Annotated in this window: 22 protein-coding genes; 4 read left to right on the forward strand and 18 right to left on the reverse strand. The window is 49.5% G+C overall.

Translation table 11 applies throughout. From position 1 onward, the window contains the following. Positions 1-41 precede the first annotated feature (41 nt). From IC804_RS01080 to IC804_RS01095, 4 genes are all read right to left on the reverse strand, one after another. The gene (locus tag IC804_RS01080) at positions 42-638 is read right to left on the reverse strand and encodes a DUF5317 domain-containing protein (protein ID WP_021322452.1); all 597 of its coding nucleotides are present in this window, start codon (positions 636-638) and stop codon (positions 42-44) included. 514 nt (positions 639-1,152) lie between these two features. Then, the gene (locus IC804_RS01085) at positions 1,153-1,299 is read right to left on the reverse strand and encodes a FeoB-associated Cys-rich membrane protein (RefSeq protein WP_078172628.1); all 147 of its coding nucleotides are present in this window, start codon (positions 1,297-1,299) and stop codon (positions 1,153-1,155) included. Positions 1,300-1,313: 14 nt separating this feature from the next. Continuing rightward, a complete protein-coding gene (gene feoB / locus IC804_RS01090; RefSeq protein WP_081157477.1) occupies positions 1,314-3,308 on the reverse strand; it encodes a ferrous iron transport protein B in 1,995 nt (664 codons plus the stop codon). A gap of 2 nt (positions 3,309-3,310) precedes the next feature. Next, a complete protein-coding gene (locus tag IC804_RS01095) occupies positions 3,311-3,532 on the reverse strand; it encodes a FeoA family protein (protein ID WP_008880100.1) in 222 nt (73 codons plus the stop codon). 226 nt (positions 3,533-3,758) lie between these two features. Here IC804_RS01095 and IC804_RS01100 point away from each other — a divergent pair, with 226 nt between their 5' ends. Next, positions 3,759-4,718, forward strand: a complete 960-nt coding sequence (locus IC804_RS01100) for a bile acid:sodium symporter family protein (RefSeq protein ID WP_008880099.1) — start codon at positions 3,759-3,761, stop codon at positions 4,716-4,718. A 190-nt stretch (positions 4,719-4,908) separates the two neighbouring features. Here IC804_RS01100 and IC804_RS01105 read toward each other — a convergent pair whose 3' ends face one another. From IC804_RS01105 to IC804_RS01115, 3 genes are all read right to left on the reverse strand, one after another. Then, the gene (locus IC804_RS01105; protein WP_008880098.1) at positions 4,909-5,835 is read right to left on the reverse strand and encodes an endonuclease I family protein; all 927 of its coding nucleotides are present in this window, start codon (positions 5,833-5,835) and stop codon (positions 4,909-4,911) included. Positions 5,836-6,095: 260 nt separating this feature from the next. Next, entirely contained in the window at positions 6,096-6,950 is an 855-nt protein-coding gene (locus IC804_RS01110; RefSeq protein ID WP_081157476.1) for a metallophosphoesterase, read from the reverse strand. 60 nt (positions 6,951-7,010) lie between these two features. After that, on the reverse strand, positions 7,011-7,586 hold the full coding sequence (locus IC804_RS01115) for a YkoP family protein (protein ID WP_081157475.1): 576 nt from the start codon (positions 7,584-7,586) through the stop codon (positions 7,011-7,013). A 163-nt stretch (positions 7,587-7,749) separates the two neighbouring features. On the opposite strand from IC804_RS01115, the gene IC804_RS01120 reads away from it, so the two are divergent. After that, positions 7,750-8,880, forward strand: coding sequence for an MGDG synthase family glycosyltransferase (locus IC804_RS01120; RefSeq protein ID WP_008880095.1), 1,131 nt, complete (start codon positions 7,750-7,752; stop codon positions 8,878-8,880). A 72-nt stretch (positions 8,881-8,952) separates the two neighbouring features. On the opposite strand, the gene IC804_RS01125 is transcribed toward IC804_RS01120, so the two are convergent. From IC804_RS01125 to IC804_RS01150, 6 genes are all read right to left on the reverse strand, one after another. Beyond that, complete coding sequence (locus tag IC804_RS01125; RefSeq protein WP_029761257.1) at positions 8,953-9,666, reverse strand: GntR family transcriptional regulator; 714 nt, start codon at positions 9,664-9,666, stop codon at positions 8,953-8,955. 159 nt (positions 9,667-9,825) lie between these two features. Then, on the reverse strand, positions 9,826-11,238 hold the full coding sequence (locus tag IC804_RS01130; RefSeq protein ID WP_081157474.1) for a glycoside hydrolase family 1 protein: 1,413 nt from the start codon (positions 11,236-11,238) through the stop codon (positions 9,826-9,828). Positions 11,239-11,264: 26 nt separating this feature from the next. Further along, entirely contained in the window at positions 11,265-12,584 is a 1,320-nt protein-coding gene (gene celB / locus IC804_RS01135) for a PTS cellobiose transporter subunit IIC (RefSeq protein WP_081157473.1), read from the reverse strand. Between the two features lie 16 nt (positions 12,585-12,600). Beyond that, a complete protein-coding gene (locus IC804_RS01140) occupies positions 12,601-12,933 on the reverse strand; it encodes a PTS sugar transporter subunit IIA (RefSeq protein WP_081157472.1) in 333 nt (110 codons plus the stop codon). A gap of 1 nt (position 12,934) precedes the next feature. Beyond that, a complete protein-coding gene (locus tag IC804_RS01145) occupies positions 12,935-13,246 on the reverse strand; it encodes a PTS sugar transporter subunit IIB (RefSeq protein ID WP_008880090.1) in 312 nt (103 codons plus the stop codon). 275 nt (positions 13,247-13,521) lie between these two features. After that, positions 13,522-13,827, reverse strand: a complete 306-nt coding sequence (locus IC804_RS01150) for a MerR family transcriptional regulator (protein ID WP_029761251.1) — start codon at positions 13,825-13,827, stop codon at positions 13,522-13,524. A gap of 181 nt (positions 13,828-14,008) precedes the next feature. Here IC804_RS01150 and IC804_RS01155 point away from each other — a divergent pair, with 181 nt between their 5' ends. Together IC804_RS01155 and IC804_RS18785 are read left to right on the forward strand one after the other, a co-directional pair. Then, the gene (locus tag IC804_RS01155; protein ID WP_078172629.1) at positions 14,009-14,224 is read left to right on the forward strand and encodes a Fur-regulated basic protein FbpA; all 216 of its coding nucleotides are present in this window, start codon (positions 14,009-14,011) and stop codon (positions 14,222-14,224) included. Beyond that, positions 14,184-14,318 carry a hypothetical protein gene (locus tag IC804_RS18785; RefSeq protein ID WP_008880087.1) on the forward strand — a complete coding sequence of 45 codons (135 nt, stop codon included), beginning with the start codon at positions 14,184-14,186 and terminating at the stop codon, positions 14,316-14,318. The genes IC804_RS01155 and IC804_RS18785 overlap by 41 nt, the downstream gene beginning before the upstream one ends. Positions 14,319-14,550: 232 nt before the next feature. On the opposite strand, the gene IC804_RS01160 is transcribed toward IC804_RS18785, so the two are convergent. The 5 genes from IC804_RS01160 to xylA all read right to left on the reverse strand — a co-directional run bounded on the left by IC804_RS01160 (position 14,551) and on the right by xylA (position 20,559). After that, a complete protein-coding gene (locus tag IC804_RS01160; RefSeq protein WP_008880086.1) occupies positions 14,551-14,952 on the reverse strand; it encodes an acyl-CoA thioesterase in 402 nt (133 codons plus the stop codon). 175 nt (positions 14,953-15,127) lie between these two features. Then, complete coding sequence (locus IC804_RS01165) at positions 15,128-16,315, reverse strand: iron-containing alcohol dehydrogenase (protein WP_008880085.1); 1,188 nt, start codon at positions 16,313-16,315, stop codon at positions 15,128-15,130. Positions 16,316-16,418: 103 nt separating this feature from the next. Further along, a complete protein-coding gene (locus IC804_RS01170; RefSeq protein WP_081157471.1) occupies positions 16,419-17,453 on the reverse strand; it encodes an NAD(P)H-dependent flavin oxidoreductase in 1,035 nt (344 codons plus the stop codon). A gap of 254 nt (positions 17,454-17,707) precedes the next feature. Further along, the gene (xylB, locus tag IC804_RS01175) at positions 17,708-19,207 is read right to left on the reverse strand and encodes a xylulokinase (protein WP_008880083.1); all 1,500 of its coding nucleotides are present in this window, start codon (positions 19,205-19,207) and stop codon (positions 17,708-17,710) included. A gap of 14 nt (positions 19,208-19,221) precedes the next feature. After that, a complete protein-coding gene (gene xylA / locus IC804_RS01180) occupies positions 19,222-20,559 on the reverse strand; it encodes a xylose isomerase (RefSeq protein ID WP_008880082.1) in 1,338 nt (445 codons plus the stop codon). Positions 20,560-20,591 lie beyond the last annotated feature (32 nt).

Raw genomic sequence — 20,591 nt, forward strand, 5'->3', positions numbered from 1 at the left:
TTACTTTGGATTTCATGTCCTTTTCCCCCTTAACATTTTATTTATTGATTCGCAGGAGCGGCCGTTGTTTCTTTCTCAGCATCGTCTGCCCCATGCCGCGGTGCGCTGAGCATCAGATGCTGGATGAACAAGAACGCCCCTACGTTCATCACGACGTCGCCGATGCTGATGACTTGCTGGCGCGGATACGGTGGAGACAGCGGAATGATGTCGCCGAGAAACGGCAGAAGCGTATCCGATGTGATCGCCTGGTGCTTGCCGTACAGACCGGCTTTTAACGCTTCGATATATTCGCGGCCGAGAAATTGGGCGGCTTCGATCGAGACCGGCATCCGTCCGCCGTTTACGGCCATGACGATAAAGTTGAGCAAGACGCCGGCGAAGATGACCGGAAACCCTGGCTGATGGCGGTTGAGCCATAAAAACGCGAGCCCGGTGATGTAGACGAGGAGAAAAATGCCGTTGCTCATGCTCGAGATCCATGCGACCCGCTCTTGCAGGAAAAAGACCACAAACTGCACCGCCAATAAGATCGGGAACAGCCAACCGAAGCGCAATTTCATGTTGGCCAACCCTTTCAGGCTTCCGCCGCGAAACCAGCCGATCAACAACGACAAAATGATTCCATCGTAAACCATAATGCTGTCCCCTTGATAAACAGAATTTTCTCTTTTTTCTAAACTGCTATCCTCACTTCTATTTTTACCGTTTTTTTTATTCCATGTAAATAGTCCGTTCGTCCTAACTGCAAACAAATTTTAATCAATACCGTCTTATTTCCTCTATTTTCGTCATTTTTCAAAACAAAAAAATGACAAAAAACAGCACGATATGTATCTAAAGAAGTATAAAAAAATAACTATTTTATGGAACACTCCCCCATCTACATAAGCGCTTGTAAAGAAGCTCTTGGGCGCGCTTCACCATGGCAGGCGGCTAGGTGATCTTCATTCCCTTCACCGTTTCGTTGTTTCCACTTACGCTAGAACAGAGATTCACAATAAAGATGAGAAACGAGCCGTTCGTTGAACCGACTGGCCGCCTATGTCTCCGGCTTATTGTTAATGATGCCCTATACAAATGAGAGTCTTCTTTCCAAAAATAGAAAAAACGGATTCCTATCACCGTCAGGAACCCGTTCACCCATCAATCTTACCGCTCTGGCCCGCAGCTGCCAGAGCAACGGTCGGCCAAATGGCACGCTGCGCATGTCCCTTTGGCGCTTTTTTTCACATGGCGAACCAACACCCACCCGGCATAGGCGAAAATCGCCCCGCCAATGATGATATTAGCAATCATCACACTCTCCCCTTTCATTGAAAGTGAAACATCATTCCAACTTGATAGACAAGGAATGAAATCATATAAGCGACCGTTAAGGCGATGCCGATCGACAGCAGCGTCCATTTCCACGATCCGGTTTCTTTACGGATCGTCGCCACCGTCGCTAAGCATGGTGTATATAAAAGAACAAACACCATAAAGCTGAGTGCCGATAACGGAGTGAAATGGGCGGCAATCATCTGCTCGAGACCGTTTGCCTCACGGACGTGGTAAATAATATTCATCGTTGATACAACGACTTCTTTCGCCAAAAAGCCGGTGATTAACGCGGCCCCTGCCTGCCAAGCACCGAAACCGAGCGGCGCTAACAGCGGAGCGATCAAACCGCCGATCGCAGCGAGCAAACTATCATCCATCGGAACGCCAACTCCGTGCGGTCCAACATATGTCAACAGCCAAATGGCCACCGAACCGCCGAAAATAAATGTTCCGGCTTTACGGACAAATCCTTTCCCTTTCTCCCATGTGCTGCGCCATAATGTGAGCGCCTGCGGCACGCGATATGGCGGCAATTCAATGACAAAGAGCGAGCTTTCATTTTTGAATACTGTCGATGAAAACAACTTGGCGAGCCCCAAGGCCACCACGATACCAAGCACATAAAGCGAAAAGACGACAAGCGCCTGCTCATGAATAAAAAACGTTCCAGCAAACAATGCGTACACCGGCAAGCGGGCGGAACACGACATAAACGGCAACAGCAACATCGTCAGTAGCCGTTCTTTCGGCTGCTCGATCGTGCGTGCCGCCATCACCCCAGGAACGTTGCAACCAAAGCCGATGATCATCGGAATAAACGCTTTGCCGTTTAACCCGATCGCTTCCATCAACCGATCCATCACCATGGCCACGCGTGCCATATACCCGGAGTCTTCTAGCAAAGAAATGAAAAAGAACAAAATGAAAATTTGCGGTACAAACACAAGTACACCGCCGACCCCAGCGACAATGCCGTCTAACACAAGCGCTTCGATAAATGGCGACGCCCCCGCCCAATCAAGCAAGCGCGACAGCCAATCGGTGAGCGGTCCAGAGAAAAAGGTGTCAAGTTGATCAGCAAGCGGCGTGCCGAGCCAGTTGAACGTCAACATAAACACGATATACATCAGCGCCAAAAAAATCGGCAAACCAACATAGCGGTTCGTCACCACTGCGTCCACTTTTTCCGTCAGCGTGAGCGGTTTTGGCTTAAACTCGATGGCCGCAGCAGCGATCGTTTCGCTGATCCATCGGTCGCGCGTTTCATAAATATGTTTCGCCGCCTGACAACCAATCGCCTGTTCCGTTTCCTTGCGGATCGCCAAAAGCGGTGACAAATCGAAGCGGTCGCGCAAATAGGCGGCAAGGCGCTCGTTTCCTTCTAAAAATTGCAACGCCATCCAGCGCTTATCTCCCGGCACGTCATCCGGCAGTTGCTCAGCAATGCGGCGGATCGCACGTTCCACTTCGACGCCATAGTCAATGAACATGCGGGAATGGTGTCCATCTTTCGCCGACAAAATGGCACGCTCTAATTCCTTTGCCCCTTTCCCCGTTCGAGCGATGACCGGAACAACTGGGACGCCAAGATGACGCGACAACTTGACTGCATCGATTTTGATGCCGCGTTTTTCCGCGACATCCACCATGTTCAAAGCGATGATGAGCGGCCGGCCAAATTCCAATAACTGAACCGTCAAATGCAAGTTGCGCTGAAGTTGCGACGCGTCAACGATATTAACGATCGCCGAACACGGCTCGGTCAATAAAAAATCGGTCGCCACCCCTTCATCGCGGGACAGTGGCTGGAGCGAGTAAATGCCGGGCAAATCAACGACCGGCACGCCGTGTTGGCGAAGCACTCCCACTTTCTTCTCAACCGTCACCCCGCTCCAGTTGCCAACATATTCATAAGAGCCGGTTAAACAGTTAAACAATGACGTTTTGCCAGTATTCGGATTACCAAACAGCGCTACGTACGACATATTTATTTCACCTCAATCGATGACGCCTCTTTGCGCCGTAAGCCGATTGCCTGCCCATCGACTTCAACCATTACCGGGCCGCCAAACGGCATCGCGGCTTTCACCCGCACCATTTTTCCTTCTTTAACCCCTAGATGAAGAAGACGCTGTTTCAGTGCCTCATGCTCAACGGCCAAGCGGACAACGACCGCCGTTTCTCCTTTATGCAAATCGGTCAGCACCATCGTCTTTTCCCCCTATTTCCCTGTCTATTCTCATTTGTGTCAAGAATGATTCTTTTTCTCAATTCCTATCATAGCATAACCAAAGAAAAAGGAAGTGACTTTTTTCACAATCATTCTATATTGTCAACATTTTTTCAAAATTCTCTGCAAGATTAGTTGAACTTTTCGAAAAAATATATATAATTTCTTGTATATCTTTCCCATCTTTGCTCAAGGAGGAAATGCAGTGAACACAATCGGGAGAATCAGCAACTTTGTCGGCAATACGTTTGCGATTTGGGTGCTTCTCTTCGGCGCACTTGCCTTTTTCGTTCCAAGCGCGTTTACGTGGATCGCCCCGTATATTGTGCCGCTCTTGGGGATTGTGATGTTTGGCATGGGGTTGACGCTGTCGGCGAACGATTTCAAAGAAGTATTCAAGCGCCCGCTGGATGTGCTCATCGGCGTCATTGCCCAATTTCTCATCATGCCGCTCATTGCGTTTTTGCTCGCCTACTTTTTGCCGGTTTCGCGCGAAGTGGCGCTCGGCATTATTTTAGTCGGCTGTTGCCCGGGCGGAACGGCATCCAACGTCATGACATACTTGGCGAAAGGAGATACGGCGCTGTCGGTTGCCGTCACCTCTGTGTCTACGATTTTAGCGCCGATTTTGACGCCTTCACTCATTTTGCTTTTAGCCGGGAAATGGCTGTCCGTATCTGCTGCCGCTTTATTTTGGTCGATCGTCAAAGTCGTACTGATTCCGATTCTTTTAGGACTTATCGCGCAAACACTTTTCCAAAAGCAAGTAAAAGCGTGCATCCCGGCATTGCCGCTCGTTTCTGTCATCGCCATCGTTGCTATCGTCGCTGCCGTCGTCGGGCAAAACCAAGCAGCCATTGCCAAAAGCGGACTCCTTATTTTTCTTATTGTCGTTGCCCATAACGGGTTGGGCTTGTTGATTGGGTACTGGTTTGCCAAACTGTTTCGCCTGTCGCCGCCAAAGCAAAAGGCGATTTCCATCGAAGTTGGCATGCAAAACTCTGGGCTTGGTGCGGCCTTGGCGACCGCCCATTTTTCGCCGCTCGCTGCCGTTCCGAGCGCCCTTTTCAGCGTCTGGCACAATATTTCTGGTCCGATCGTCGCGACATACTTCCGCAAACAAGCAAACCACCAAACAGCGAATGACAAAACGATTTCCACTTAACTTCTCACACTTTGTCTAGCAGCAAGGAAAAAGCTGTCTCCTGAAGTGAACGACCGTCTTTCGGAGACAGCTTTTTTATGCCCGCCACCACTCACGTTCCTTCTCGCCACCAGCGGTCTAACGTTTCTTTGACAATCATGTACACGTTGAAAAAAAAACAAAAAGGCGGACATCCGCCTTCAACTTCGTTTTATAACATCCGTTCAAACGGAAACACGATCCGCCTAGCCAATTCAGGAAAATCGATGAACGGATTTCGATTGCCTTGAATGAAAAAAATGGCGCTGTTGCGATGGTATTCATATACCGTCGGTGGGAATTGCTCGTGCCACCGGACAAGAAGTGGAATGTCGATTTTACGCCGAAACGATTTCTCAATCGCCTTCGGGTAACGGAGCAAAAAATACAACATCGCCCGTGCCGCCGTCCCTTTGCCGTACTCCGGCTCGAAATAACCGTTATGGGCGACGCCGCATCGGTTCTGGATCTGCTCGCCTGGATCTTCCGGATTGTAAAATGGAAAATCAGCGTACGGGAAGTTCGACCGAAGCGTATTGCATTCCGGCTGGCAAACGAATAAATGATGCAAATCGCCTTTCATCGGTTCACGGGCACCGAACCATGACTGCGGCACGACATGCTCAGCATTAAATTTCCATTGCTTCTCGATCGTTTTCACTCGCTCGCGTACATCACCCGGCCCATGTTTCGCTTTTTTTAATAGTTGGCGAAACTCATCGTAACGTCGTTTCATCGTTTCGACATCTTGGACAATCAACGTTTTCGGATCTTTTCGCTCGCCGGAATACAAACTGCGCACCGTCCCATCCGGCTGCAAGTCAACCCATGTGTACAAATACTCGTCTTTGCTGAAAAAATACGGCAACCGTCGCTTATGGGTGTGCGCCACCAGCTCGTGGTAACGGACAAACAGCATCAATCCGTCCCCATCAAACGGTACATAACGGTAATACCGTTCGCGCGCCTGTCGGTCTTCTTCGGCGCGATAATACGCGTCTTCCAAAGCAAGTCGCTCGTTCAGATGCTCAAGCTGCGCCACAGCATCATCCATTTGCCATTGGCGAAGCTCATTAAGCTGTCGTTCCGCCTCTCCCATCGCTGTTCCCCTCTTTCTTTTCCTTTAGTTTACCATGGGAAGGGGGGATGACCGCAACATGACTAACCAAAAAGAAACAGCGATGAACGACAGGATCACCTTCATACATAGACGACTGGATTCGAATCTCCCTAATGGCGAAACGATTTGCTCTAGCGACATCTGCGGGGCTTTCATGATCAGAACTACGGTCATGCTAAGGAACGATTCGCCTTGTCGCACGTTTATGAAATCGGTCCAAAAAAATAAAAAGCTGCCTTTTAGACAGCTTTGACTGTTTCGCTTTGCGCAACAGACGGTAACGACAACAAGTGAAGGGTCACTTCCGGCTTTGAACCAACCCGGATGTTCACTCCGGTTTGCCCGAGCCCTTCATTAATATAAAACGGCTTTCCTTCCCATTCATGATAGCCTTTAATCATGTTCCGCTTGGTGAGCGTTTTACTCATTTTTGCCAAATGGTACGGCTTAGGCCAATGAATTTGCCCGCCATGGAAATGACCGGAAAGCAAATAATCAAAATGGTAGGCACCCATATGCGGAACGATGTCTGGATCGTGCGTCAATACTATGTTGATGCCGTCTTTCACGCCGGCGTACGCCTTTTTCATATCGCTGCGTCTCGTGTAAAAATCATCAATGCCGATAATATTAACGGTTTGACCGTGAACTGTAATCGTCTTCATTTCGTTTTGCAGCACGATGCAGCCATGCTCCTCAAGCGTCGCCTTCAAACGCTCAAACGGCTCGCCTTGAAGCACGTAATCATGGTTGCCGAACACCGCATACATGCCATAAGCTGGCTGCAACTTTTTCAATACCGTCAAATACGGACCGAGCTTAGGAATGCTCGCTTCACGGTCTAGGAAATCACCGGTCAAAGCAATGAAATCAATCGGTTCCCCTCTAAGCTTTTCGTATAAATCGTCCGGAGAAATGGATAACTTTTCTAAATGAAGGTCAGACAGCTGTAAAATGCGGATAGCACCGTTCCCATCCTCCGAGCTGCCGACCTGAACTTTATGCAAAACCGCTTCATACGTGTTGCGGTGTGCTTTTCGCAGACCAAAAGCCAACAACAAAAAGAATGATAGAATGATCAACAAGAACGCCATTGTCTTCTCTCCTCCCTCGATAACCATTATAGTGAAACGGAGGAGAGAAGAAAGAGGGAGTTAGTGGATAAGATGGTAACCGTATAAGGAAAACAGCTTTTCTTTCGACATCAACAAATATTTTGGCGGACGGCCAAATGGCGACAAACCAGGTCGAGCCACCGCCATCATCGGCACGAGCGTCATTGTTTTGAACCAACGATACAACGGATTGGCAATATCCACCGTTTCAAATCCGAGCCGTTCGCATCCTTTGTTTAGCATCGTAATGCCAATAATCCCTTTCATCCGTTCAGAATGTTTATGGTGATAAAGATGGTAGGCGACATACGGCAAGCCGGATTTGACTTGTTCAAGAATATAGCGCCCTTTTTTAATGTCACTGTCATATCGAAACAGTTCGCGCACGAGCCGGACGTTGTGGAGATGAATTTTCAACAGCCAATCATTCGCCGCAATCGTCGTTCCGTCCGAAAGATGGATCGTCTCCCCTTTGTATTGGAGCGGGCGGACGCGGAAAATGGAACGGCGTCCATCCTGCGCTTCACCAGCGTATTCGAGTCGAGAACAGGCGTAATAAATCGGATCGATGATTCCCCACATCGCCAACAAACATTCAACCGCTTTTTCCTTCATGCCTGCATCCTTCCTTTATCTCATATCTTATGTATTAACATTTTGGAACATTTGCCGACACATTATAAATGGGGAAAAAAGGCGCATCACGCCGGCGCATAACCGGTCGTGGGCCGCACATACTGAAATCAAACTCCAAATTTTCGCCTAGGTTGTGATTATCATGACAACAGTGCTTTTTCTCCCGCTACTTCAGCTTCCGTCCGGCCATCATCGGGTTGCTGAGGCGCTGGCGGAAGGGTTGCGGTCCATCGATCGCGCCGTGAAGTGCGAAAAAATCGAATTGCTTTCCTCGCGACTTGGCGCCAAAGAACAGTGGATTTCCCGCCTCTATTTGCGCTGCATTCGTCATGTTCCTAAAGCATACAGCATCGCCTATCGTCGTTCCGTTTTGCATCCCTCATCCAAACCGCCGTCCTTCCCACCTTATGAGTGGCTGTTTGGCGGCCATCTGAAACAACTGATCCGTCGCCTAACGCCGGCGCTGATTGTCTGTACTCATGCGTTTCCATCATATTTGCTCGACCTTCTTAAGCAACGTGGGGAAATCGATGTTCCCGTCGTCAACGTGTATACTGATTATTTTGTCCATAATTTATGGGGAAAAACAGCCATTGATGTCCATTTTGTCGGTCATCCGGCCATGAAGGCAAAACTAGAAGAAAAAGGAGTAACAAGCGAGCGGATCGTCGTTACCGGCATTCCCGTTCACCCAGTGTTTTCCGTCCGGTCGGCGGCACCGGCGGCGCGTTCCCGCTACACCGGGCTCATTAGCGGCGGCAGCCTAGGTCTTGGCGATTGGGAACGGCTTTTAAGTAAAATCGCACCGGATGATCCGGTTGACTATTATGTGTTATGCGGCACAAACGAACAGCTGTATGAGCGGTTGAAGAAGAAAAACCATCCGCGCCTCCTTCCGCTCCGTTACATTTCATCTCCTGCGGCAATGAGTGCGCTTTATGACGAAGTCGATTTTGTACTCACAAAGCCAGGCGGCGTCACCTTAAGCGAATGCCTTTGCAAGCGAAAACCAACGTTTATTTATGCGATGTTGCCTGGGCAGGAGGAAATCAACTTTCGTCTCTTGTGCGACGACGGGCTCGTTTTCGATTTCCGCCATTGGCGCTCACTCCCGTCACTGTCGGAAGCTATCATCTCCATGCTACACTCGCCAACTCTTGTCCGCTGCCTTGCCAAGATGGACGACTATCACCGCGCACTCTCCCCAGCCGATCCGGCGCTTGTCATTTACGAGCGCTTTTTAGCGGCCGTGCCGTCCCGGCAAAAGTCGTAACCGCTTTGGCTTCACCGCCTCTTCCATATATAGAAAAAGGCGCCTGCCTCAAAGCAGCTGGGCAGACGCCTTTTAGCGACGGGTGCTGACGGTGACAAACACGAACTTATCATACCGATGGCGGGAAAACGAATATTCAAACGGTTTGCCGTTGTTTAAAAAGCCAACCTGCTCCAATTCCAACACAGGATCATCGGGCGCGCATTGCAAGTATTGCCGATCAAGCTCGTTCGGTTTATCGGCACGAATCTTTCGGTGCGATCCGGCAATGGTTAACCCAAGCTCATGAGTAATGTAATGATAAATCGAGCCATGAAGCACCGTTTCATTGAGTCCCGAAATCAAATGGACAGGCATATACGTCCGTTCAATGACGTACGGCTCCCCATCGACCTTGCGCAGTCGGATTAAGTGATACACCGGTGTGTTTGCATCAATACACAAATGCGAAGCCACCTCATCAGTGGGAAACAACACTTCAAAGGTGATAATATGGCTTGTCACCTTTCGTCCTTCCAATAAGCTCGTTAAGCCGAGCGTTTCGTTGCTGACAACGTTCACTAGCCCGTTAAGCATCGCGGATTTCACAATAAATGTGCCATGACCGCGCTTTCGATACAACAGCCCTTCGGACACAAGCACATCAAGTGCTCGTTTTACAGTCATCCGGCTGCAGCCAAACTCCTCAGCGAGCGAGATTTCATCAGGAATCGGCTCGTCTAGAGAATACATCCCCTCTTTAATTCGCCTACGTATTTCATTTGAAATTTGTTCATACTTTGGCATCATTTTCATCCCTCACCATTATCTTATCTTCATTGTACGAACAATCATCTGTTTACACAATAGCCAGTGTGACTTTCCCCCTCATCCCTCTTTTCACGCTGCCTCATCCATTCAATCTAGAAAAGGCGCCCCGCTGCCCCGGGACGCCTTTTCCTTCATTCAAAATCCGTTGTTTTCCGCGACTGTTTTAAACCAATAGCCACTTTTTTTGATCGTTCGCTTCAAGCCGTTGTCCAAATCAACCGCGACGAGCCCGTACCGATTTTTATAGGCATTGGTCCACGACCAGTTGTCCATAAACGTCCAAAGGTGATAGCCTTTCACATTGACCCCTTCTTCCACCGCGCGATGCACCCATTTTAAATGTTCGCGGATGAAAGCAATCCGGTAGTCGTCATCAATCATGCCGTTTTCATTACGAAACCGATCTTCCCCTTCGACGCCCATGCCATTTTCAGAAATAAAGCACTCAATGTTTCCATAGTTTTCTTTGATATTGATTAAAATATCATAAATGCCTTTTTCATAAATTTCCCAACCGCGATACGGATTCATTTTCCGTCCAGGCATAGCATAATAATCGAAAAATCGCTCCGGCAAAAACGGGGCATCCGGGTTGGGGAGATGCTCTTTTGCCTTAACGCGGCGCGGTTGATAGTAGTTGATGCCGAGCAAATCGATCGTGTTTTCTTTGATCAGCTCGCGATCACCGGCTTCCGTTACAGGCAAAAAGCCATGTTCATCCAACAGTTCAATCAAATCTTGCGGGTATTCTCCTTTCACCGCCGGATCTAAGAAACTCCGGTTAAACAACAAATCCGCAATATGTGCCGCTTTTACATCAGCTGGGTGCTGGCTGCGCGGGTAAGACGGCGTCAAATTCAAAATGATGCCAATCTGTCCTCCCTGGATGGCCGCCTTGCGGAAGGCAGCAACCGCTTTGGCATGGGCAATCACCGTATGGTAAGCCACTTGTACAGCACGGCGGAAGTCTACGATGTTTGGGTAATGAAAATCGTATAAATACCCTCCTTCCACCGGAACGATCGGTTCATTGTGGGTAAACCATTTTTTTACCCGATCCCCGAACAACTCAAAACAAATGCTGGCGTAGCGGGCGTATGCATCCACGACTTCGCGGTTTTCCCAACCTCCGATATTTTGCAGTGCTAACGGCATATCAAAATGATACAAATTCACAAATGGCTCGATCCCACTCGCCAATAGTTCATCGATGACTGCATTGTAAAACCGCACGGCTTCCGGATTGACCTCACCGATTCCCTTTGGAATCAAGCGTGACCATGAAATCGAAAACCGGAATGAATTATGCCCGATCTCCTTCATCAAAGCAATATCCTCTTTGTAGCGGTGATAAAAATCTGATGTAGTTGACGGGCCGACGCCGTTAAAAAAGCGATGTGGCTCCTTTTCATACCAATGATCCCAAATATTTTTCCCTTTCCCCCCCTCGTTGGCTGCCCCTTCCATTTGCGTTGCGGACGTCGCGCTTCCCCACCAAAAACCGGCAGGGAAGCGGTACGTGATTGACTGCTTCGATTGTTGTTCCATCGTGATTCACCTCGTTTGCTGCGTAGTTATGATGCACTTTTTGCAGAGGCTTGTTCCTCTTCTCTCTCCTTTTGCAAGTTCATCCGGTCAATGAATTTTAAGAACGGGAACCAAATGACGAGCACAATCAAGAAATTGACCAATTGCAATAGTCCACCAGCTAGCGAGTTTGTCGCCATAATACCGTTAATAAAAATCGGCACGGTCCATGGCACCGCCACACCATTTGGAGGCGGCACAAGCCCTGAGGACATCGCCAAATAGGTGACCAACGTAACGATCATTGGCGCCAAAATCCACGGGACGATAACAAGCGGATTCATCACTATTGGCAAACCGAAAATGATCGGTTCATTGACATTGAAAATTCCGGGTCCGAGCCCAAGCTTAGCTACCTGCTTCATTTGCTTGCTCTTCATAAAGAGCAATATCGCAAAAATGACCGCAAGCGTCATTCCCGTTCCGCCCATCCCGACCGTGTAAATTTCAATAAACTGTTTGCTGACGACATGCGGAACTTCCCCCGTTTTTGTATACGCATTTAAGTTTTCGAGCGACAGTGTGTTCCAAATCGGATCCATCACCGAGTTAATGATGATTTGCCCATGCAATCCGAAAAACCACAAAATTTGCGTGACAAAAATCGCGATCAGCGTTGGAATAATGCCGCTCCCGAGACCAACAAGCGGGGCTTGTACAACGTTGTAAATCACATCATGCATGTTTGTTTGAAACATTTGTGTTACAATAATATTGACGACGAGGAAAAAGGTCAGGGTGACCACTGCCGGAATTAATGCCGCAAACGACTTCGCAACCGCCGGTGGCACCCCGGCCGGCATTTTAATTGTAATGTTTTTTTGCACAACTTTTCTGTAAATTTCCCCAGCGATAAAGGCGGTAATCATCCCAAGGAACATTCCTTTCGCTCCAAGACGGTCAAGCGGAATGACTCCTTGCACCGCTTCCTTTCCTTCTATTTGGACCACAAACGGCGTCAATAAGAGAAATGAAGCTAAAGCAATCGCGCCGCCAAAAATCCCCTCGACTTCATAACTTTTCGACAAATAATAACCTATGCCGAACACGACGAAAACCGTCATCACCCCCATTGTCGCATTCGGGGCAACACCAAGCATGTCTTTTAACATATTCAGGCTGCTTTCGCTCATGATCTTATCTAAAAACGGCAAGTTGGCGATGACGACCGCGATCGAACCGAAAATCGTCAACGGAAACGCCAACATAAACGCATCACGCAACACTTGCAAATAACGACTGTTATTCAACTTTCCAGCGACCGGAACGAGCACTTTGCTCAATTTCTCAAATAAAGCACCGTTCATTTGACAGCCCTCCTTTTTATATATTCCGCTCCTTTAACAAAGCAAGCATCTCTTTCACAATCTCTTTCATCGCCAACGTTGACATGACATGGTCTTCCGCATGCATAAGAAGCAAGGTGATCGTTGTTGGCTTTCCGCCCGCTTCCTTTTGGATAAGTTGAAAATGGACATCGTGCGCGACACCTAACTCTTGTTCCGCTTCTTCGATCAATCGTTCCGCTTCCTCAATTTGGCCTGAACGGTATTCACGGATAGCTTGGACAATTTTACTGCGAGCGTTGCCGCTATGCAAAATGATGTGAAAAGCAATTTGTTCATTCGTGAGTTGGTGTATGTCCACTTTTTCCATCTTATTTTTCCTCCATTAATTTCAGCGCTTGTTCGTACACTTTTTTTCCATCCGCCATCCCATAGGCCACCATATCAATGACGTCCACTTGAATGCCATATTTTTGTGCCTCTTTTTGCAATTCCCCTTTTAAAAAGCTCATTTGCGGGCCAATCAACACGACATCAGCGTTCTCCATTTCCTTCTTCGCCTGATCTTGACCGACCGCCCAAATCTCTGCCTCTTCACCAATCGACTTGACGTATTCCTGCATTTTCGTCACCAATAAGCTCGTTGACATTCCGGCGCTGCATGCCAATAAAATTCGTTTCATGATTCATTCCTCCCCTTGTATTGAATGAAATAAATGTTATCGTTTTCAATTTTAATTATATACATTTAAATATATTTGTCTAGTCATTTAATTAAAAAGATTAATATTTTCATCCTCCCCATTTCCACAACTAAAATAGCGCGCACTCACCTTCTTGTGCGCGCAAAACGCTAAATGTTCTAGCTGTTGTTTTATAGCATACGAGTATAATTAGATGGTCTTTTCGATTCTCTGATGATAAAGCAAGAGGGGATGTTGGGCATTTGACTCTTTCCTTACGAACGCATCCGAAAATGGGCATTCATTTGCCCTTTTAGCATCCGCTCACGCAATTCTTTGGTCATCTCTTGACGAATTTCATAGGTGGATACGCCTTCCTCGCGCTGATCAGCGATTCTCATGAGCTGCTCAACATCCGCAAACGAATATTTGCGACTTCCTTTCGATCGATCAGGAAACACGAGTTTCCGCTCCTCATAATATCGGATTTGACGTGGCGACAATCCGGTTAGTTCACTGACAATACCGATTGAAATCACTTTTTTATGTTTGTAACTCTCTTCTTGCCGATTCACCGTCATTTTCCTCACCCTTTAATGTAACTTTTTCTAACATCATTATATAAAAAATGAATACGATTCGTTATCTTTTGTAAATAAAATTAACATATTTTTTAAATTTCTTGTAAATGAGCTTAACACATTCGCTGTACACTGAAGAAGGCGATGATATAGTAAAGGTAAAAAACACGGAGGGAATCAAATGGGAAAATGGATGCGAAGCGCCATACAGCGGCAAAAACAGTTTTACATTCAACAGCTCATGCAGTCCGGCTTGGTTAACGACCATGAGCGACTCGAGCAATGGACGATGGCCGAACTGCGTCGCGAATATGAACGATTCAATCCCGCTTACAACGCGGAAGGAGGAAGCCGGCATGGACAAACAAGCCCTCGAACTGGCGAAGCGCATCATTGAATTGGACTTAGAGCGCGACGCCATGTTTGAACAGCTGATCGCACTCGTTGGCAGCCAAGCTGATGAACTGCTCCGCTTTTTGCAAAACCGTTAGTCACACATTCAGCCGCAACCATCCGGAACGAAAGGAGCCAGCCAATATGCCATCTGTCTTTCATAGACTTACAGAATCGTTCATCGCGACATGTAAAAAAGAAATGGTCTCCAGCTCAGCGACTGGAGACCGTTTCACACTGAAAATTGCTCACGGGAGATCGTCAGTGGAATAGAGCAGGAAGCAAGCTTCTTGTCCATTTGCTCCCACGGGTTATTTCCTTTCAGCTAATTTACTCGCCCGGCTGCCAGAGATGTTCACGTAATTTTCTTCGAATATCATCAGGAATTGGCTCAGGCCGCCCGGTGTCAAAATTGAAATTGACATACACTGCCCGTCCTTTGGCACAGACCACCCCATTTTGATGAATTTCTTCATAAATCGTAAGGCTCGTGTTGCCGATGCGTTCAACGCCAGTGTACACCGTCACATCTTGTCCGTAATACATTTGGTTGACATAGTCAACTTCCATGCGGATGATTACCATCCGCCAGCGCCGAAACGACAAATCCGGCGTAAACAGTTTAAAAATTTCATGCCGCCCCGCTTCAAACCAGACCGGAACGGTCGTATTGTTAATATGACCGACACCGTCCGTTTCCGACACACGCGGCGTAATCGTCGTTGTAAACATCTCCTACCATCCCCCTCCACCGTTTCCTTCCATTGATTCGCGTTATGTCATAGGGATTCCTGCTTAAAGAATCATGGGTTTAACAGATCATACAGAACGAAGGCCCCAATGTGCAAGGATATATTCAATCTACATAACAAACAGGCGCCGTTTGCAGCGCCTGTTTCCCAACGGTTTACGCCTTGTGCGGCTCTACGATCGTCCCGGCAAACGCGGCTTCGTAAATCGCACGGATGTCGGCTTCCAACAGCGGCAACGGACTGCGGGCAAGCAAACGTTTCTGTTGGACAGCATCTTTCGTCAAGCTTTCTAGCGCGCTTTCGGGGATGCCAAATCCCCCCAATGTTTTCGGAATGCCGACATCGGCGACGAACCGTTCTAGTTCCTCGACGCACCGATAAGACGCTTCCACTTCGGACAAAAAACTTGAGTTGCCGCCAAGCGCGTTGAAAATATCGGCCATTCTCTTCGTACAGCTTTGACGGATGTAGCCCATCACATACGGCAACAGCACAGCATTCGATTCACCATGAGCGATATGAAACTGACCACCGAGCGGATAAGCGAGCGCATGCACACCGGCTACCCCGGCGTTGAAAAATGCCAAGCCGGCCAAATAACTGCCGTTCGCCATATCAATGCGCGCCTGTTTGTCCGAACCGTTGGCCACCGCTTTGCGCAGTGAGCGTGAAATCAGCCGAATAGCGGCAACGGCCAATCCATCCGATGTTGGGCTCGCATTGACCGACACATACGCCTCAACTGCATGGGTGAGTGCATCAATTCCCGTTGCGGCCGTTACCCGCGGTGGAACGGAAACGGTCAGCTGCGGATCAACGATCGCGACGTCGGCCAATAAGTAATCGTGCGTCACGACATCTTTCGTCGTTTCCAAAGACAAGACAGAGATGTTTGTCACTTCCGACCCGGTGCCCGATGTCGTGGGAATCAAAATTTTCGGCAACCCTTTTTTCTCAAGTGTTCGCGTTCCTGTCAAATTTAAATAGTCAGCGACCGAGCCATCATGCACCGCCAAAACAGCCGCCAGTTTCGCCAAATCCAGCGCGCTGCCACCACCAACACCGATGACAAGGTCAAACTTTCCGTCGCGGGCAAACGCCACTGCCTTTTCCCCTGTCTCAAGCGGCGGCTCTGGCACAACATCCGTATACACATGCACGCTATACCCTTCTTGACGGAGCGGGGACGTCACTTGATCGACTAGGCCGATCTTCACAAGCATCGGGTCGGTAATCACCAAAATATGTTTTGCTCCCAACCGCTTCACTTCAGGAACTAACTGGTCAAGCGCTCCCCAGCCGACATGGCTGAGCGGCGGAAAGACAATGCGGGCTACACTCATGGTTCTCCTCTCCCTTTCTATTTGGTTGATTAAACAGCGTCATTCCAAAACTCGCTCAACACAATGCGCTTCTCTTCTTCTAGAGCCGAATGCAAAGATTGATTTAGCGACCCTGTGCCTCCTCGAGCTCCCGCTTCAATTCGCGCACGAGTTCCCCCGCGGGAAGTTCCCGCGCCATTCGGTACCCTTCTCCAGCCCAAAGCGCCATCCGCTCTCGGTCACCCACCTTGGCGGCCGCAGCGCGCATCGGCTTTGTCATATGGTGCACTTGCGGATACGCCGCCGGCGCTAGATCGCTATATTCAGCCATAAACCGGTTCGCCAGCCCGCGCGCCGGCCGGCCGGTAAACGCCCTTGTTACCGCTGTTTCGGTAAAGCGCGGATCCACAAGCGCCTGTTTATGGAGCGGATGCGCCCCGCTCTCAGGACAGCGTAAAAACGCTGTCCCGAGCTGCACCGCACTCGCCCCCGCTTGAAGCGCCGCTGCGATACCGTACCCATCCATGATCCCACCCGCCGCCACAAGCGGGAGACGAACCGACGCGTGTACATCGGCCAACAGCGGGAACAACGTCAATACTTCATCTTTTTCCGGATCGTTGCGAAACGACGCACGATGACCACCCGCTTCTGCCCCTTGCACACAAAGGGCATTCGCACCAGCTTCTGCTGCGATTTGGGCTTCCTCCACCGATGTAACTGTCACGATTACAAACGCCCCAGCCTTTTGCAAGGCAGTGATCACCGCTGTTTCCGGGCAACCAAACGTAAAGCTGACGACCGGTACCCGCTCTTTAAGGAGCACATCGAGTTTCGCCTCCCAATCATCGTCATCCCATTTCGGCTCTCCGACTGTTGCGCCGAGCCGTTCCGCCTCAGTCGCCAGTACAGCGCGATAACGACTAAGCGCCTCTTCATCGACCGTTGTTTCCCCTGGCACAAACACATTCACTCCAAACGGACGGTCCGTCAATGTTCGCAGCTTGTGAATCTCCGTTCTCATCATCTCCGCCGTCTGGTACCCGCCAGCCAAAAATCCAAGCCCTCCGGCATTTGACACCGCCGCTGCCAGTTCGGGCGTTGACACCCCTCCTGCCATCGGTGCTTGGATAATGGGGACGGGAAGCGTAGAGAACATAGCTAATCTCTCCCCTCATATAAGTAACCACCCTAGCTCAGTTAACTCCCCTTTACTCTTTCGTGCTTGGCGCAGAAAATCCCTTTCTCTTAGCCAATCAATCTATCTAAGATTTTCGAATTCTTTTCGAATGTCCATGTTTCGCTCTCACCTTTCAAGTTCTCCTTGGACAAACCTAGCGGGTCAGCCTGTCTGATTACCTGAGTAAACAAAAACCTCCCCAAACCATCAATTGATTCGGGGAGGTTTTGTCGTCACGGCCGAAACGCTTTTAACCGTTTCGCTATCTCTTTTGTGTGTGGATATACGTCTCGATAGATGGAAAACAGCTCTTTGTACTTCGCAACGGCATCCGACTGCGGTTCAACAACGGCATCGACTTGTTTGAACGCATCGGCGCATTGGTTGAGCGAGTCAAACCAGCCGACGCCGCACGCGGCAATCATGGCGGCGCCAAGTCCTGGCCCTTGTTCGTTTTTCAGTTTTTCCACTGGGATGCCGAAAATATCCGCTTGGATTTGCAGCCACTCGGCGCTTTTCGCCCCACCGCCAATGGACACAACCGAATCGATCGTTTTGCCGCTTGCTTTGATGATCTCAACCGATTCGTTCAGTGAAAACGTAATCCCTTCGATAACCGCACGGGCAAAATCCCATTTCGTCTGTGCCGAATCAACACCGATGAACGACCCGCGAATATCGGCGTCGGCATAAGGCGTCCGCTCACCGACAAGGTATGGTGTAAACAACAAGCCGTTGGCGCCAATCGGCGACTCAGCGGCACGCGTTACAATCTCGGCAAACGGCACGTCTTCCGCAAACGTCCGCTTCCACCAGTCAAAGCTGTACCCAGCCGCCAACGTGACACCCATAATATAGTAGGCATCTGGTTCGGCATGGTTAAAGTAATGCACTCGTCCAGCGAAATCTTTTTCACCGCTTTGTTCATACGCCAAGACGACACCGGATGTGCCGATGCTCGACATCATCTTCCCTTCCGCCAAAATGCCGGCGCCCACCGCGCCGCAGGCATTGTCCGCCCCGCCGGCAAATACTTTCACCGATGCCGGCAGCCCGGTCTGTTCTGCTACATCTGGCCGCAACGTCCCAACCAATGCCGTTGCCTCGACAAGCGGCGGACAAAGGGCAAGATCGACATCAACGGCCCGTGCAATTTCCTCGCTCCATGTTTTCTTTTCGATATCCAGCAATAGCGTTCCCGCTGCATCGGATACGTCCATCGCGATGTGCCCAGTCAAACGGAAACGGACATAATCTTTTGGCAATAAAAACGTTCGCGCCCGCTCGTAAAGATGAGGCTCATGTTTTTTCACCCACAGCAATTTCGGCAGCGTAAACCCTTCGAGCGCCTCATTTTTCGCCGTTGCGAGCAGCGCCTTTCTGCCAACTTTCTCCTCAATTTCCCGGCACTCAGCTGTCGTTCGCGTGTCGTTCCACAAAATCGCGTTGCGAACGACGTTCCCATCACCATCAAGCAACACAAGCCCGTGCATTTGCCCGGAGAAACTTAATCCCACGACCGACTCTGGAGAAATGCCGGCGGTCTCCCAAACGCGGCGCAGCGCTACAATTGTCTTCTCCACCCAATCGTCTGGGCGCTGCTCACTATATCCGGAATGCGGCTGGTAGAGGGGATAGGACTCGGTCCATTCCCCTCTAACTTGCCCGTTTCGGTCGACAAGCAATACTTTGACCGCACTTGTTCCTAAATCGACGCCAATGACATATTCCAACGCTCATCCCTCTTTCACAAGCGGGCTTTACTCGGCACGCTGACTTCCAACAAGTATTGGTTCAGCAGCGTTTTCAAGCGCTCGAGACGGCCGGACGTATTACGAATTTCGCCGAGCTGTAACGCATATTGCTCCAATTTGTGGAAGTCCGCTGTTCCTTCGACGATCTCGCGGCCGATACCTTCCGTATAGCTTTTATACCGTTCTTCGATGAATTGTTCAAACACGCGGTCTTCCAGCAAGCGATGGGCGACTTTCAAACCGATCGCAAAGCTGTCCATTCCGGCGATATGAGCGTAGAACAAATCTTCCGGTTCAAACGAGCCTCTCCGCACTTTCGCGTCAAAGTTCAAGCCGCCACGCCCAAGGCCGCCGTTTTGTAAAATTTCATACATCGCCAACGTCGTCGCATACAAATCGGTCGGGAATTCATCCGTGTCCCAGCCAAGGAGCATATCGCCTTGGTTCGCATCGACCGAACCGAGCATGCCGTGGATGCGGGCGACGCGCAGTTCATGTTCAAACGTATGGCCAGCTAACGTCGCATGGTTCGCTTCGATGTTGAATTTGAAATAATCCTTGAGCCCGTACGTTTGCAAGAATGCTAGCGCCGTGGCCACGTCAAAATCGTATTGATGTTTCGTCGGCTCCTTCGGCTTCGGCTCGATTAAAAACTGACCATCAAAGCCGATCTCTTTCGCATAGTCGACCGCCATATGGAAGAAGCGGGCCAAATTGTCAAGCTCTAGCTTCATGTCCGTGTTCAGCAGCGTCTCGTATCCTTCGCGGCCGCCCCAAAACACGTAGTTTTCCGCTCCGAGCCGCTTCGCAATCTCCAGCCCTTTCTTCACTTTCGCCGCCGCATAGGCGAACACATCAGCGTTGCACGATGTTGCCGCCCCGTGAACGAAGCGCGGATGGCTGAACAAGTTCGCCGTATTCCAAAGCAGCTTCGTTTTGCTTGTTTTCATGTACTCTTCAATCATGTCGACAATTTCGTCTAAGTTTTTGTACGTCTCGCTGAGCGTCTCCCCTTCTGGGGCGATGTCGACGTCATGGAAGCAGAAAAACGGAACGTTCAACTTTTCAAACAGCTCAAACGCTGCCTCGACGCGCGCCTTCGCTAAGTCCATGCCGCTGTATTTGTCCCACGGACGAATCATATTGCCAACGCCAAACGGATCCGATCCATCCCCCGTAAACGTATGCCAATACGCCACCGAAAAACGCAAATGCTCCTCCATCGTTTTGCCGCCAACTTTTTCTTCCGGATTGTAAAACTTAAACGCGAACGGATTGCGCGACTCCGGGCCTTCATACGCAATCTTGCCGATATTCGGAAAATAAGCCATGTCTAGATCCCCCTTAATCACGAATAGTGAAA

Origin of the sequence: Geobacillus sp. 47C-IIb (genome assembly GCF_014679705.1) — a bacterium.
GTDB lineage: Bacteria > Bacillota > Bacilli > Bacillales > Anoxybacillaceae > Geobacillus > Geobacillus thermodenitrificans.

Coding starts and splice junctions, on each gene's coding strand:
- IC804_RS01140 (WP_081157472.1), bottom strand. CDS start 12,933: ATGGAAAAAGTGGACATACACCAACTCACGAATGAACAAATTGCTTTT.
- IC804_RS01120 (WP_008880095.1), top strand. CDS start 7,750: ATGACAACAGTGCTTTTTCTCCCGCTACTTCAGCTTCCGTCCGGCCAT.
- IC804_RS01125 (WP_029761257.1), bottom strand. CDS start 9,666: ATGCCAAAGTATGAACAAATTTCAAATGAAATACGTAGGCGAATTAAA.
- IC804_RS01170 (WP_081157471.1), bottom strand. CDS start 17,453: ATGTTCTCTACGCTTCCCGTCCCCATTATCCAAGCACCGATGGCAGGA.
- IC804_RS01155 (WP_078172629.1), top strand. CDS start 14,009: ATGGGAAAATGGATGCGAAGCGCCATACAGCGGCAAAAACAGTTTTAC.
- IC804_RS01095 (WP_008880100.1), bottom strand. CDS start 3,532: ATGGTGCTGACCGATTTGCATAAAGGAGAAACGGCGGTCGTTGTCCGC.
- IC804_RS01145 (WP_008880090.1), bottom strand. CDS start 13,246: ATGAAACGAATTTTATTGGCATGCAGCGCCGGAATGTCAACGAGCTTA.
- celB (WP_081157473.1), bottom strand. CDS start 12,584: ATGAACGGTGCTTTATTTGAGAAATTGAGCAAAGTGCTCGTTCCGGTC.
- feoB (WP_081157477.1), bottom strand. CDS start 3,308: ATGTCGTACGTAGCGCTGTTTGGTAATCCGAATACTGGCAAAACGTCA.
- xylA (WP_008880082.1), bottom strand. CDS start 20,559: ATGGCTTATTTTCCGAATATCGGCAAGATTGCGTATGAAGGCCCGGAG.
- IC804_RS18785 (WP_008880087.1), top strand. CDS start 14,184: ATGGACAAACAAGCCCTCGAACTGGCGAAGCGCATCATTGAATTGGAC.
- IC804_RS01160 (WP_008880086.1), bottom strand. CDS start 14,952: ATGTTTACAACGACGATTACGCCGCGTGTGTCGGAAACGGACGGTGTC.
- IC804_RS01130 (WP_081157474.1), bottom strand. CDS start 11,238: ATGGAACAACAATCGAAGCAGTCAATCACGTACCGCTTCCCTGCCGGT.
- IC804_RS01115 (WP_081157475.1), bottom strand. CDS start 7,586: ATGAAGGAAAAAGCGGTTGAATGTTTGTTGGCGATGTGGGGAATCATC.
- IC804_RS01080 (WP_021322452.1), bottom strand. CDS start 638: ATGGTTTACGATGGAATCATTTTGTCGTTGTTGATCGGCTGGTTTCGC.
- IC804_RS01110 (WP_081157476.1), bottom strand. CDS start 6,950: ATGGCGTTCTTGTTGATCATTCTATCATTCTTTTTGTTGTTGGCTTTT.
- IC804_RS01085 (WP_078172628.1), bottom strand. CDS start 1,299: ATGATTGCTAATATCATCATTGGCGGGGCGATTTTCGCCTATGCCGGG.
- IC804_RS01105 (WP_008880098.1), bottom strand. CDS start 5,835: ATGGGAGAGGCGGAACGACAGCTTAATGAGCTTCGCCAATGGCAAATG.
- IC804_RS01150 (WP_029761251.1), bottom strand. CDS start 13,827: ATGACGGTGAATCGGCAAGAAGAGAGTTACAAACATAAAAAAGTGATT.
- IC804_RS01165 (WP_008880085.1), bottom strand. CDS start 16,315: ATGAGTGTAGCCCGCATTGTCTTTCCGCCGCTCAGCCATGTCGGCTGG.